Source organism: Rhodococcus sp. WS3 (assembly GCF_003797085.1).
Taxonomy (GTDB): domain Bacteria; phylum Actinomycetota; class Actinomycetes; order Mycobacteriales; family Mycobacteriaceae; genus Rhodococcus_F; species Rhodococcus_F globerula.
This window is the reverse complement of sequence record NZ_RKMA01000004.1, coordinates 274,033-287,115: the sequence shown is the minus strand read 5'-3', so window position 1 is coordinate 287,115 and position 13,083 is coordinate 274,033. Positions and strand designations below refer to the sequence as shown.

The 13,083-nt window shown below is 63.1% G+C and carries 12 protein-coding genes; 4 read left to right on the top strand and 8 right to left on the bottom strand.

All coding sequences use genetic code 11. The annotated features are described in order from the left end of the window. Positions 1–49 precede the first annotated feature (49 nt). On the bottom strand, positions 50–1,723 hold the full coding sequence (locus EEB13_RS29125) for a dihydroxyacetone kinase family protein (protein WP_187328640.1): 1,674 nt from the start codon (positions 1,721–1,723) through the stop codon (positions 50–52). A 54-nt stretch (positions 1,724–1,777) separates the two neighbouring features. Here EEB13_RS29125 and EEB13_RS29120 point away from each other — a divergent pair, with 54 nt between their 5' ends. Next, positions 1,778–2,641, top strand: a complete 864-nt coding sequence (locus EEB13_RS29120; RefSeq protein WP_141486853.1) for a patatin-like phospholipase family protein — start codon at positions 1,778–1,780, stop codon at positions 2,639–2,641. After that, positions 2,638–3,492: an LLM class flavin-dependent oxidoreductase gene (locus EEB13_RS29115; RefSeq protein ID WP_141486852.1), complete on the top strand. Its 855-nt coding sequence runs from the start codon at positions 2,638–2,640 to the stop codon at positions 3,490–3,492. The genes EEB13_RS29120 and EEB13_RS29115 overlap by 4 nt, the downstream gene beginning before the upstream one ends. A 1-nt stretch (position 3,493) precedes the next feature. On the opposite strand, the gene EEB13_RS29110 is transcribed toward EEB13_RS29115, so the two are convergent. The 7 genes from EEB13_RS29110 to EEB13_RS29075 form a co-directional block, all read right to left on the bottom strand. Next, entirely contained in the window at positions 3,494–4,504 is a 1,011-nt protein-coding gene (locus EEB13_RS29110; protein WP_141486851.1) for a threonine aldolase family protein, read from the bottom strand. A 60-nt stretch (positions 4,505–4,564) separates the two neighbouring features. Continuing rightward, positions 4,565–5,986, bottom strand: coding sequence for a DUF2252 domain-containing protein (locus tag EEB13_RS29105; RefSeq protein WP_033233692.1), 1,422 nt, complete (start codon positions 5,984–5,986; stop codon positions 4,565–4,567). Between the two features lie 80 nt (positions 5,987–6,066). After that, positions 6,067–6,390, bottom strand: coding sequence for a DUF6292 family protein (locus EEB13_RS29100; RefSeq protein WP_033233691.1), 324 nt, complete (start codon positions 6,388–6,390; stop codon positions 6,067–6,069). Positions 6,391–6,748: 358 nt separating this feature from the next. Beyond that, complete coding sequence (locus tag EEB13_RS29090; protein ID WP_033233880.1) at positions 6,749–7,231, bottom strand: hotdog domain-containing protein; 483 nt, start codon at positions 7,229–7,231, stop codon at positions 6,749–6,751. A gap of 125 nt (positions 7,232–7,356) precedes the next feature. After that, entirely contained in the window at positions 7,357–8,160 is an 804-nt protein-coding gene (locus EEB13_RS29085; protein WP_116102517.1) for a class I SAM-dependent methyltransferase, read from the bottom strand. Continuing rightward, on the bottom strand, positions 8,157–8,813 hold the full coding sequence (locus EEB13_RS29080) for a FadR/GntR family transcriptional regulator (RefSeq protein ID WP_116102519.1): 657 nt from the start codon (positions 8,811–8,813) through the stop codon (positions 8,157–8,159). The genes EEB13_RS29085 and EEB13_RS29080 overlap by 4 nt, the downstream gene beginning before the upstream one ends. Before the next feature lie 79 nt (positions 8,814–8,892). Next, positions 8,893–9,795: an Lrp/AsnC family transcriptional regulator gene (locus EEB13_RS29075; protein WP_141486850.1), complete on the bottom strand. Its 903-nt coding sequence runs from the start codon at positions 9,793–9,795 to the stop codon at positions 8,893–8,895. Between the two features lie 224 nt (positions 9,796–10,019). On the opposite strand from EEB13_RS29075, the gene EEB13_RS29070 reads away from it, so the two are divergent. Both EEB13_RS29070 and EEB13_RS29065 read left to right on the top strand, forming a co-directional pair. Beyond that, positions 10,020–11,735 (top strand): amidohydrolase, encoded by a 1,716-nt coding sequence (locus EEB13_RS29070; protein WP_029256542.1) that lies wholly within the window; start codon positions 10,020–10,022, stop codon positions 11,733–11,735. Continuing rightward, positions 11,735–13,069, top strand: coding sequence for an MFS transporter (locus EEB13_RS29065; protein ID WP_045065567.1), 1,335 nt, complete (start codon positions 11,735–11,737; stop codon positions 13,067–13,069). The genes EEB13_RS29070 and EEB13_RS29065 overlap by 1 nt, the downstream gene beginning before the upstream one ends. Positions 13,070–13,083: the final 14 nt, after the last annotated feature.

Below are 13,083 nucleotides of genomic sequence, written 5' to 3'. Positions count from 1 at the left end.
CAATCGAGGTTGTGTGATGTCAGGCTAGTCATATCGCCGGGGCACCGTGTTAGTGACCCACTGCACACTCGAAGAACCATGCGATAACGAGTGCGCCCGGGTCGACGACGCCGCGAGCAGCCTCGCCGACATAGCTTGCGCGGCCCCGGCTGGCGACCATGACTTCCGTCGACTCGGCTCCGGCGCGAGCGGCTTCCGAGGTTCGTTGCAACACGTCCGCGCGTACGCCGTCGAGTCGAACTCCTTCCTCGAGAGCGTCCACTGCGGGGGCAATCGCATCCACCATGGTCTTGTCTCCGGGGCGTGCTCCCCCCAGTGCGGTGATGTTGTCCAGACCTGCCCGTGCCGCAGCGGCAATGGTCGCGAGATCCAGTGTGCCCTCTCGGGCTACCCGGAAGAAATGACGGAACCAGATGCCGAACAGTGCTCCGGACGTTCCACCCGCATGGCCGAGATAGGCTTGCGAGATGGCATCGAATGTTGTTGATGCGGAATAGGTATTGCGCATCTCGGTCAAATCCAATTGTTCCAGTGCGGCCACCATGTTGGTACCGAAATCGCCGTCGCCCGCCCGTCGATCGAGATCGGTGAGGGCGGGTTCCTCGTCGAGTACCTTCTGTGCCCAATCGGCTACCCATGCCCCGATGTTTCCGTCGGAAGTCGGGGTTGTCGGTGCAGTGTACGAAGGGCCGAACGATTCCCGCGGACCCACAGCCGAGTAACTTCGTGCCGGCGAATTCGGCCAGGCCGGCGCGGCGCTCGGGGCGTCCCACAGTTCGAGGATCTGATCGTCGACGCGTACCAAGGTGATGGATGCGCCTGCCATGTTCATCGCCGTCACAAATGTTCCGACGAGGGGGCGTTCGATGTGAATTCCCTTCTCGCCTAGATATTCTCCGAGTTCCGCGAACAGCAACTGCAGTTCCAGGGGATGTGTTGCACCTAATCCGTTGACCAGCGCGATAACACGATCTCCCTCTGCCAGTTCGAGTGAGTCGATGATCGGATCGGTCAGTCGGCGCACCAGTTCGGGAGCAGGCAACGCGTCGATCCGTTCGCGTCCTCGCTCGCCGTGGATGCCGATGCCCAGTTCCATCTGGCCCGCGGGTAGATCGAACGAAGGTTCCGTTGCGCCGGGGAGCGTGCACGGCGCAAGCGCGACGGCCATGCTGCGTGCCGATTGTGCGACAAGGCGACCGATCCGGACAACCTCTGCCAAAGACTCGCCGCGCTCGGCTGCGGCACCGCAAACCTTTTCCACGACGACGGTGGCTGCCGTACCTCGGCGTCCTGGTCCGTCGCCGTCAGCTCGTTCGGTTGCCACATCGTCCTCGACGAGGACCACATCGGTATCGATGTGGTCTTCCCGCAGCAACTCTCGTGCGATACCGAAGTTCATGACGTCGCCGGTGTAGTTCTTCACGATGTGGAGGACACCGCCGCCGGCGTCGACGGCTTTGCACGCCTCGTGAATTTGCAGAGCATTGGGTGAGGTGAAGACCAAGCCGGGGCAGACTGCGGTCAGCATGCCTGCGCCGAGGAACCCGGCGTGCATCGGTTCGTGTCCGGATCCGCCGCCGGAGACGATCGCGACCTGTCCATTGGGCAGCGGTTGTGCCCGTGTGAGGTATCCGGGGTCGGGATTCCACGCGATGTCGCCAGTGGATGCGATCAACCCGCGAAGTGCGTCGGGAACAAATGTCTTTGCGCTGCGCATGAACATCACTTCAGAGTAGGTCTAACGTCGAGTTCGGGCACGGGTCGTGATCGACGAGAGGTGGACGGCGTGAAACTGGGGTTGGTACTGGCCGGTGGCGGCGTTGCGGGAATCGCCTGGGAAACCGGTTTTCTACTGGGCGTTCAGGACAATTCGGAGGACGCTGCCGCAGCGCTGCTGGCAGCGGACGTGTTGATCGGTACTTCTGCAGGCTCCACCGTGACCGCTCAGATCGCGGGCGGTGCGACACTGCAGGAACTTTTCGACGCACAAACAGCGGAGGCGACGGGGGAGATCGATCCGAAGGTCGATGTCGAGGTGCTCGGTCAGATGTTCGTCGACGCGATCGCAGGTTCCGCGGATCGATCCGAACAACTTCGTGCACTCGGCGAGGCAGCGATGGCCGCCGACACCGTCGAACCCGCCGTGCGTCGTGCGGTCATCGAGGCGAGGCTGCGCAATCGGGCGTGGCCCGACCGGGAGTTGCGCATCCCGGCAATCAACGCCGAGACCGGTGAGTTGAGGGTGTTCGGCAAGTCGGCCGGCGTAGACCTGATCGACGCAGTCGGAGCGAGTTGCGCCGTCCCCGGTGTGTGGCCGGTGGTCACGATCGACGGGCGCCGATACATGGATGGCGGAATGGCAAGTGGCTCGAATGTTCATTTGGCTGCCGACTGTGATGTGGTCGTGGTTCTTTCACCCGCAGCCGATCCCGCCCCGAATCTTTTGGGCGGCAGTCTGCGAGAGGAAATCGACGCGATGACGCAGTCACGGGTACTGCCGATCTTCGCCGACGACGCCGTCGTCGAGGCGATCGGAACGAACTCCCTCTCGCCGGCCACCCGGCGTCCGGCAGCTGAACTCGGTCGCGAACAGGGCCGCCGAACGGCTGACGAGATCGCTGCGTTTCTGGTGACGACATGAGTGGGGCCCGGATTGCCGTGGTCCTTCGTCCGGAGCAGTCGCCGGAGGATCTGATCCAGCTTGCCAAATATGCCGACGAAGTCGGTATCGACGAGGTCTGGTTGTGGGAGGACTGCTTCTTCGGTGGAGGAATAGCTACTGCTGCAACTGTATTGGCCGCAACCGCGCGGATGAGAGTGGCGATCGGTGTGCTGCCGACGCCGATGCGCAACACCGCGATCACGGCGATGGAGATTTCGGCGCTGGGCAGAATCCATCCGGATCGACTGCGGGTTGGCTTCGGTCACGGCGTTCAGAGTTGGATGCGACAGATCGGCGCCAAGGCCGAATCGCCGTTGACCCTCCTGCGTGAGCAGTTCAGAGCGGTCGAGCGGCTACTACGTGGCGAGTCGGTGACGGTATCCGGTAGGTACGTGAATCTCGAGGACGTCACGCTGGCATGGCCGCCGGAGGAGGTGCCTCAGTTGCTTGTCGGTGCTACGGGGCCAAAGACTTTGGCGCTCAGTGGTGAGTTGGCGCAGGGCACGGTGTTGTCGGGAGGGACCACCCCGGACGGCGTGCGCCGGGCGATCCAACACATCGGAGCGCAAGATCACGAGGTGGTCGTCTACGTCATCTGTGCCTTCGGTTCAGGCGGTCGTGAGCGCGCACTGGCCGAGGCCGCAGCGTCCGGTAGCGAGTCGCCGGTGGATGCGGTTGCCGTGGGGACCGCGGCCGACGTTGCGGCCGCAGCAGTGCGATGGGTGGACGCGGGTGCAACCACCGTGGTACTCCAACCGACCGTTGACGAGCCGGACGTCCGTGAGTTTATTCGCCTTGTCGCGCAGGAGGTTCAACCGCTGATGGTGTAGCTCAGGCGGTTAGTCGGGACAGAACCTCGTCGATGTCGGCAGTGCTCACGTCTCGATGTGTCACGAACCGAACCTTCCCGGCGACGGTGACGGCACCGACGTCGACAGCGGCGAGCTGAGCAACGGTGGCCGATGGATCGGCTGTGGCGGCGAGAACGATGTTGGTGGCGGGTTCGTCGACAGCCCAACCGCGCTCACGAAGCCCCGACGCGAGGCGCTGCGCATTGTCGTGATCGTCGGACAGTCGGGCCTGCGAGCGCAAGGCCACGATGCCGGCCGCGGCAAGCACGCCGCCCTGACGAACGCCGCCGCCGAGCATCTTGCGGATCCTTCGGGCCTCGGTGATCAGTTCGGGTGACGCGGCCAGTATCGAGCCGACCGGCGCGCCCAGTCCCTTGCTCAGGCATACCTGGACGGTGTCGGCGCCGGAAGTCAGTTCGGTGGGCGAAACATCCAGTGCAGCAGCGGCATTCCAGAGGCGTGCACCGTCGAGGTGAATCTTCAAGCCGCGTGATCGGGCTGCCTCGACCAGCGCCGCCCATTCGGCCGGATTCATGACGGCGCCGCCGGCGAAGTTGTGGGTGTTCTCGAGACAGAGCAACGTGGTGTTCAACGTGAAATACGGACCGGGGGAGCCTGCGGCCTTCAGAACCGTCTCGGGCCTGGGCCGTCCGGGCCCTCCGTCGTGCGGCAGCGCCACCGGCATGCCCTGGGCGAGCCAGGCAGCGGTGCCCAACTCGGACCCCAGGACGTGGGAGTGCTCCGGTGCCAGGAACTGATCACCACGGCGGAGGTGCAGCATCAGCGCAATCAGGTTGCCCATCGATCCGCTCGGTACCCACAGAGCCGCCGGAAAACCGAGAGTGTGTGCCACTTTTTCCTCGAGCGCCGCCATGGTCGGGTCGTGATCGAGGACGTCGTCACCGACCTCTGCGTCGGCCATTGCCCTTCGCATCTCTGCGTCAGGTTTGGTGACGGTGTCCGAGCGTAGGTCGATGTACGACGAAGTCATGGTTCATTCGATCAAGTCGCGTGATCCGGCGTCAAACTGCAGTGAGTCGGACGTGAGGGATCAGATTCCCGGCTCCGCGGCGATCGTACCGGCGGATACCGCCCGGCACAGAGCGTCGTGGTCACGTTCGGTTTGATCGGCGTAGAGCCGAGCGAATCGGGTGAGGGCAGTATCGACCGTGTCCGAGGTTCCCAGATAGCCGGAAATCAGTGACGCGCCACTGGTTCGGGCGTGTCCCTTCGCCAGTAGGCGACCGCAGATCGCGACATAGTCGGTCAGCGCTGCTGCGTCGATATTGTTCAGGTCCACTGAACCTTTCATGTTCCGGAACTGGCGGACGTAGTACTGGCGGTCGTCGACGGTGCACCAACCGAGCAGTGGATCGCTGACTGTCTGGAGGGCCTGCTGGTATTCCGCGACACGTCGTCCTTGGTGATCGTGCCAGGCCGAGTCGCCGTGCACGAACGGCGCAACAACGGATCGGCGAGCCTGTTTGAGCTGCAGGAATATGACGTCGTCCGGGATGCTCCCTTCACACAGGGCGACATAGGCTCGTAGGGCGACACTTCCGACGCCGACGACCCGGTGCGCCACGTCGATGACGTTGTATCCCGAGACCACTCGACGCCAGTGCGGTGCAAGGGTTTCGAGATATTCGTCGAGACCTTCCAAGAGGAAGTCGGTGTCCTGTGGGGTGAGTCGTGTTGTGAGCGGCGGGTTCTCGAGTAGTTGTCGTCGTCCGTGATCCTCGACGGTGAATCGGGGAACCGCGTGATCGCTGGTACGTCGGCGGGCGCGTTCCGCTGCGCGTTGGATCTCGGCGAGCAAGCCTGGATCGGTGACGTGGTCGGTCAGTCCGTCGAAATCGACTCGGTCGAAAGAACGATCGAAGAGTGGCCGCTCGGACAGCTTTCCCAGGTGGAGGCGATACGCGGACACACACGAGGTCGTCGCTGTTTCGCATTGAGATTCGGTGAGGCCGTTTTGTCGACCGGCCACCCAGATGCTCGCAGCCAACCTACGCAGGTCCCATTCCCACGGGCCTGGATGTGCTTCGTCGAAATCGTTGAGGTCTATGACAAGTTCGCGTTCCGGCGATCCGTAGAACCCGAAGTTGCCGACGTGGGCGTCACCGCAGATGACCGGCGTGATACCGGTGGCCGGGAGCGCCGCCATGTCCTCGGCCATCAGTCCGGCAGTCCCGCGGAGGAATCCGTACGGGGAAGCGACCATGCGCCCCACCCGAATCGGTACCAACCAGTCGAGTCTTCCCTCGTGGGCAGTGTTGACCTGATCGACCGGGTCACGTCGGTTCGGTGGTGGCGTCCAATCGCCAAGTGACGACCGTGCCACTCGTTTACGTAGACTCTTTCCGATCTTGCGCCGCTCACTGCGAGGGGTTTGACGCGCGCGCAGGGTCGCCCTGCCGTCCGGTTCGTTTTCGAGAGCCAACTGACCGGCAGGCCTACTCAGCGGGTCCATGTCGGGCTCTCTTTCGTCGGGCGTGCGAAACTCGCGCTCGATCTTATGCCCGCTGGAATTAGTACCGCGCGACGAGTTCGTTAACTACTCGCCTGGGCAATCAACTCGACAACGCGGTCGGCGCACAGGTCCGGATCGGGCATTCTCCCGATGCCGAGGCACTCGACGACGGTGAACGACGCATCCGGCATGTCCTCCACACCGAGCGCCCACCCGAAGTAGTGGTTCCACGCGAGTACGGCGCGGTGGCCGCTGTGCTGCGGAATCTCGTTGCCAAGCACAAGTACCGCGTCGAACGCCGGACCGTCGAACCAGATGACCGATTCGGCAAAGGCGGAGGCGGCGACCGCGACTACGTACCTTTGACAAGTGGATTCGCTCGGAATGGCGGTGTGTGCACGCATGCTCGCTCCTCCGGCTCGGTGGTGATCGGAGGGTTCCCCCTTGGTGCCGCCGAAGAAACGCCGTGCAGATTACGTCCCGGCCACAGATTTACGACGCAGGCGATGCCCGAGATGTTTTTTTGGGCTTCGCCGTTGTCGTGGGTGGCCGCGGAAATGAGAAGACGGTGTGCTTTCGGCCGCCCGCGTACCCGCCCATGTAGTCGATGTGGATCGTCATACCCGCTCTGGCACTGCGGTATTGAGTCAAAGTAGCGGTTACGTTCCGCTGTAAATCGGGGCCGTGTGTTGTCGTCTTCACCAGCGTCGCCGATGAGTGCGAACCCGTTACCTACGGGGTCGGTGACGGTTGTCGAGAAGCTCAGTCGTCATGTTCGGGCGTTAGGTCCCGAACTGCGGCTCGTATGGACCGTTCACGAAGTTCGTTCTCTCTGCGCAGCTCACGGCGCCTACGGCCCGCCTCGAATCGTTGCCTCGCAATTGTTCCGGTTGGTCGGAGTTGGGGTACTTCAGCTGGTTTTCCGTCGCTGCCCATTGCCACCATCGTGAAATAGCAACTATTGGTGTGTCGAGATTTTCCGAGAAGAATGTCTTCGGTTTCGACTCGTATTCCGATTTCCATCGACGTGCGCCCGGTGTAATTGACGGAAGCGCTGAACGTGACGAGTTCTCCGACATGCACCGGTTCGCGGAACACCACACGATCCACGGACAGGGTCACGACGTACGTCTGGGCGTATCGACTCGCGCACGCGTATGCAACCTGGTCGAGAAACTTCAGAATCGTTCCGCCGTGCACGTTGCCCGAGAAGTTGGACATGTCCGGCGTCATGAGGACGGTCATGGACAGGGTTTGTTTTGCCGTATGCTGCGGTGCTTGCTTGGATTCAGGCAGGGAGATCGATTCAGACATCGAGTGGGCCTCTTGGAGTCGGTGGACGGTGAAGAGACCGTATCCGGCAAAGAGGGTTACCCGCGCGTTCGGAAGAGCGCGGTGTCAGAGTTCGGGACAGTGCCAATGTGGAGGATGTATTCGCTGGTGGCGACGGGGCCGGCCGCGCTCGACCTGAGATAGGGCGCGAGCGTCGAGCGGAGGTGCGCTGACATCGAAGCCCAATTCCCTGTGCTTCGAACGGCCTCGCGAAAGTTCTTCAACGCCGGTGCCTGGTCGCACAGTTCCTCGACGGGATCCGATCCGGCTGGTAGTTCCCACTCGAGCAGGTGGGAGGCCGAGCTCACCGACTCCAATCCGGCTGCCGCCTTCTCGAATTCGCTCGAGCTCGACCACGTCGTCGGCAGTGGTGCGATGCCGTCCCACGCAGAAGCTGCCTCGGTGCGAAGTGCTGCTGCCCACCCGTTCGCCGACCACGTTGCGACGCAGATCTTTCCGCCTGGCCGGGTCACCCGCATCATCTCTGCGAGGGCAATCGAGGGGTCGGGGCAGAAGATGATCCCGAAGATGCTGACGCAGGCGTCGGCACTCGAATTCGGCCAGGGTAAAGACTGCGCATCGCCGATCGTGAAGGTGGGTTGGGTAGTGCCGGGGTGGGGAATCCAGCGTTCGCGTGCGACCTCGAGCTGGCTGGCGGAGAGGTCGAGTGCGTGGACCGTCATGCCTGACTGAGCCGCCGGGAGCGCAAAGTTCCCGGTTCCGGCGCAGACGTCGTACACCGTGCTCACATGCCCGATCGAGCGCAGTGCCTCCGTCGATGCCGGTGAGAGTTGCTCGGCAAGAGGCGAATACGTCGTACCATTCCAGTTTCCCTGTTTCACGACAAACTCCTTTCGACTGCGTCGATGACCGTATCGAGCGCTGCGCCCGCCGCGCGCGCTGCTTCGTCGGGGTTGCGTTTCTCGATGGCCGCGATCAAGGGTCGGTGCTCGTCGACGTGGAAACCTGGACCGACACTGACTGCGGACAGCGAATCCGTCACGGCGGCAAGGACTCCCCGGTAGACGTCGATCAGTGCGGAATTGTGGGACGCCTCGACGATCGAAAGGTGCAGGGCCATGCCGGCTTCGACAGTGAAGCCGCCGACGTGACCGGGGTGGGCATTCCAGGCTGCATGTATCCGCGCGAGATCTTCGGGGGTATGGCGCTGCGCTGCAAGTCGCGCGGCTTCGACCTCGAGTCCGCGTCGCAAGCGCAGTACGTCGAGAACGTCACCTCTGGCGAGCCTGCGCCCGAGTAATCCTTCCACCGGCGACGCCGCCAGGACGTAGACGCCGCCACCATGACGAACGGACAGAACTCCGGCGTGTGCGAGCGCCCGTACCGCTTCGCGCATGGTGTTTCGGGCGACTCCCAATTCCTCGACCAGTGCGGTCTCCGGCGGGAGTTTTGATCCGACGGGCCATCGACCGGTCGATATCGCCTCCTCGATCGCCGCGGCGACGATGTCTACCTTGCGTCCGGAATCGGACATGTGTGCCACCTCGGGTAAGTGGGTCAATGACTTTGTCCGAGGTTAGCGTGCGCTCACGAGTGGGTCAATGACTTGTGAACTATCCGCGTACGTCCAGGCTGCGGGCGTAGTGCTCCTTGAAAACCTCGAGATGCGCCCACGATTCCAAGCCGCTGACACCGTCGATGCCCCGGATTCGCTCGGACAAGGCATGGAGGTCGTTGGACGAGTTGGCGGCGACCGTAGCGATCACGTCGTACCGTCCCAGAGTCCGCGCGAGGAATTCGATTCCCGGGAGCGACTCGATCTCCGATACCGCGTTGTCATCCCGTGAGCCCAGATTGACGCCGATGCCCATCGCCAGCGTCCGGCCACCACCTCGCCGCTTGACGACGGCACCGACGCGCAGTGCCGTGCTCGAGATCAGATGATTGACGCGATTGCGCACAGCGCTCGGCGACAGGCCGGTGTGTTCGGCCAGCTCGAGAAATGGCATGCGACCGTTGCGCTCGAGCAGTTCGATCAAGGCGACGTCCGTCGAATCGAGTCGGATGTCGGCTTGTAAAGCGGTCTCGGGCATGAAGATTCCCTTGATGACGTCGACGTAGACCAGCGTGCTCACGGATCTGACGCCACGCTGTGAGCGGAGTTCGGCGATGGCGCGGTACAGATCGTCGTGGCTGGGCACCCGAAGTTCCGCGATCACGTTGTACTGCCCGCTGACTGCCGAGATGTACACGGCAGCCTCGGATTCGATCAACGCGTCCAGTACCGGGGTCATCGGTCCGGACACGGCGATCGACACGTGTGCGAGTGCCTTCAGGCCGAAAAGTTCGGGGTGTGCGACGGCAACCACGGACACCGTTCCCGAGTCGAGTAGTGCCTGCACCCTGGTGGACACTGCCGCGCGTGGGGCATCGACCGCCACGGACAGTTCGCGGTACGTCGCTCGCCCATTGCGTTGAAGAGCAGCTATGAGCTTGGAATCGAGATCGACCGTCATGGATGCCCCAACTTTTCCAGAGATTTTTCTGTATGAGCTTCCTATTAGAACAGTCGCATGTGGGCATAGATGATGTGGATAAGTGCAGAAATGCACGAAAACTTGTACAAAAAAGTTGTGTACCACCTGGTCTGAAACTTTGATGCATTGCATAGCTCCAGGTCAGGGCGTAGTTTTCGCTCAACACGCAGTGACCTGCACCACCATCTCGACGAAGGACCACCATGCGCAAGTTGCACACGCACGAAGCCTCGCCGCTCGACGCCACCGCCACGATCTTCACCGGCGCCAAGATCCACACCGTTGACGACAGCACGGCGGGAGCCGAAGCGTTCCTGGTGTTCGGAAACCGCTTTGCCGCGGTGGGGACACTCGAGGAATGCCGCACGGAGGCGCGACGCCTGAGCACTCGCACGACCGCGGTGGTCGAACTCGACGGCGCCACCGTCGTCCCCGGATTCGTCGATCCGCACGCACACCCGTTGATGTACGGACAGATGCTCAGCTGGGTGGACTGCGGACCGGAGAAGGCGCACTCGATTCCCGGAATCATTGCCCTGCTTCAGGAAGCGGCACTCACAGCTCCTGCGGGTGTCCCGATTCGCGGATACGGCTATGAGCACCGCAACCTGATCGAAGGGCGCCATCCGCTCAAGGAAGAGCTCGATCAGGTGGCCACCGATCGCGAGGTCTACCTCATGAACGCGAGCGGTCACGGCGGCGTCGTCAACTCCTTCACTTTCGACAAGCACGGCATCGATGCGAGCACTGAGAACCCGGCCGGTGGCGAGTTCTTCCGAGATGCAGACGGCGAGTTGACGGGCGAGCTGTCCGACGCCGCGTGCAACATCCTCACCGGTGTCAACGGTGTGAAGGTCGGCCATCACGGACCCAACTTCCATCTCGAGGACGAGCCGGAAGAGCACCTTCGCCAGCTGTCGGTCGCTCAGGACAAGTTCCTGGCCGGCGGCGTCACCACCATCGGCGACTGCCAGGTGACGCGTCGTGAATTCGACATGTACCTGCGTCTGGCCGAGCAGGATCAGCTCAAGACCCGCGTCAGCATGTACATGCTCAGTCATCTCCTCGATCACGTCATCGACACGGGAATGCATGGCGCCTTCGGCAATTCGCGGCTCGCGTTCGGCGGCATCAAGTTCTACGCCGACGGCACTCTCGGCGGCTGGACCGCATACTTCCCCGACGGCTACGTGGGCGACCCGTGCCGCACCGGGCAGCTCTACCATGAGCCGGCGGACTACTCGGAGCTCATTGCCAAGGCACACTCCGTGGGTCTGCAGACTGCCACGCACGCTCAGTCACCGACGGCCATCGACATGGTGCTCGACGCCATCGAAGCTGCGCAGAAGGCTCACCCCGACGCCGACGCGCGTCACCGCATCGAGCACTGCGGGCTCCCGACGGCCGAGCAGATCGCCCGGATGAACCTGGCCGGTGTGTACCCGGTGAACCAGCCGCAGCACTACTACAACTGGGGCGAGGGCGTCACCGCTGCGATCGGAACTCCGGGTGAGCGGTTCAACCCGCTCGGGGAGTTCATCGCTGCCGAGGTTCCCGTGACCATCAGCTCCGACGCCCCGGTCGCAGAGCCCAAGCCGCTCGAGGCAATTCAAGCAGCCGTCACTCGTGTGACGCGTCAAGGCCATCAGCTCGGCTCCGATGCACTCCGCATCACCGCCGACCAGGCACTGCAGGCTCACACGCTCAACGGTGCACGTGCGCTGGGCCGTGAAGCAGAACTTGGCAGCATCTCGGTCGGCAAGCGGGCCGACTTCGTCATTCTGGGCGCGGACCCCCTCGAGGTTCCGGCCGACGCGATTGCGCAGATCGAGGTGCGGGAGACCTGGATCGACGGCGAACTCGCACATTCAGGTCATAACCACCTATTGTCGAGCACTTCGACCACCGAGGAAAAGTAATGAACCGAGAGCAACAGATCGTGAAGGCCCGCAAGGCGGGATTTGCAGCCTTCGTCGGTACAACCATCGAGTGGTACGACTTCTACGTATATGCCACGGCAGCCGCCCTGGTCTTCGGTGACATCTTCTTCCCGCCCGGAACCGATCGCCTGACCGGCGTTGCGGCGGCGTTCGCGACGTACGCCGTCGGATTCTTCGCTCGCCCGCTCGGCGGAATCGTGTTCGGACATGTCGGTGACAAGATGGGCAGGCGCACCGCACTTGTCGTCACACTGACGCTGATGGGTGCAGGCACCTTCCTCATCGGCATGTTGCCCACTTACGCGTCGATCGGGTTCTGGGCGCCGTTGCTGCTGGTTCTGCTCCGCTTCGTCCAAGGCTTCGCCGTCGGCGGTGAATGGGGTGGCGCGGTCCTGATGGCCGTCGAGCATGCTCCCGAGGACAAGAAGACTTTCTACGGCGGATTCGCTCAGCTGGGCAACCCGGCCGGCGCCCTTCTGGCCACCGGGTTCTTCAGCATTCTCTCCACCTTCGGCGACGACGCGCTGCGCGAGTGGGCCTGGCGTCTGCCGTTCCTGTGCTCGGCGCTGCTGATCCTCGTCGGCTTGTTGGTTCGCCTCAAGGTCGAGGAGTCCCCGGTCTTCGAGTCCGAGGTGAAGTCCGCGGACGTCCCGGAGATGCTGCCGCTCAAGTACGCACTGGTGACCAACTGGCGTCCGATCATCCTGGGCATCGGCATTCTGCCGGTCGCAGTCGGCGGCTACTACCTCGTGACGACCTTCATCACGGCATACGCGACCGACCCCGACGTCGGCTTGTCGGAGACGCTGATTCTCAACGCGCTCAGTGTCGCCGCGGTGGTCGAGTTGATCGCGACCCTGGGCGTGGCGTGGCTCGGCGACAAGGTGGGGCGCGTCCGCGTGGTCATCTGGGGTCTCGCTGCGGTCGCGATACTCGCCGCGCCGCAGTTCTTGGTGCTGAAGTCCGGATCCGTCTTCCTGATCTTCCTGACGTTTGCGGTCATGCGACTGGTGCTCGCTGCCACGTATGGTCCGATTGCCGCCGTTCTGTCGCAGATGTTCAAGCCGCAGGCGCGCTACACGAGCATCTCGTTGGCGTACCAGGGTGCAGGCGCGATCTTCGGCGGGTTGTCTCCGCTGGTGTCGACGCTGATGTACAAGGCAACCGGCAGCATCTGGCCGGTCATCGCACTGCTGATCGGCATGTGCATCCTGAGCATCGTCTGCCTGCTCTTCGCTCCGCAGCACGTGGACGAGGCGACCGACACCGACGGTGTGCGGCAGGGCCTGAACAAGGAATCGGCTTCCGCCTGACAACTGCAAACACG

Coding starts and splice junctions, on each gene's coding strand:
- EEB13_RS29080 (WP_116102519.1), bottom strand. CDS start 8,813: ATGTCCGATTCCGGACGCAAGGTAGACATCGTCGCCGCGGCGATCGAG.
- EEB13_RS29070 (WP_029256542.1), top strand. CDS start 10,020: ATGCGCAAGTTGCACACGCACGAAGCCTCGCCGCTCGACGCCACCGCC.
- EEB13_RS29065 (WP_045065567.1), top strand. CDS start 11,735: ATGAACCGAGAGCAACAGATCGTGAAGGCCCGCAAGGCGGGATTTGCA.
- EEB13_RS29125 (WP_187328640.1), bottom strand. CDS start 1,723: ATGTTCATGCGCAGCGCAAAGACATTTGTTCCCGACGCACTTCGCGGG.
- EEB13_RS29115 (WP_141486852.1), top strand. CDS start 2,638: ATGAGTGGGGCCCGGATTGCCGTGGTCCTTCGTCCGGAGCAGTCGCCG.
- EEB13_RS29110 (WP_141486851.1), bottom strand. CDS start 4,504: ATGACTTCGTCGTACATCGACCTACGCTCGGACACCGTCACCAAACCT.
- EEB13_RS29105 (WP_033233692.1), bottom strand. CDS start 5,986: ATGGACCCGCTGAGTAGGCCTGCCGGTCAGTTGGCTCTCGAAAACGAA.
- EEB13_RS29100 (WP_033233691.1), bottom strand. CDS start 6,390: ATGCGTGCACACACCGCCATTCCGAGCGAATCCACTTGTCAAAGGTAC.
- EEB13_RS29090 (WP_033233880.1), bottom strand. CDS start 7,231: ATGACCGTCCTCATGACGCCGGACATGTCCAACTTCTCGGGCAACGTG.
- EEB13_RS29075 (WP_141486850.1), bottom strand. CDS start 9,795: ATGACGGTCGATCTCGATTCCAAGCTCATAGCTGCTCTTCAACGCAAT.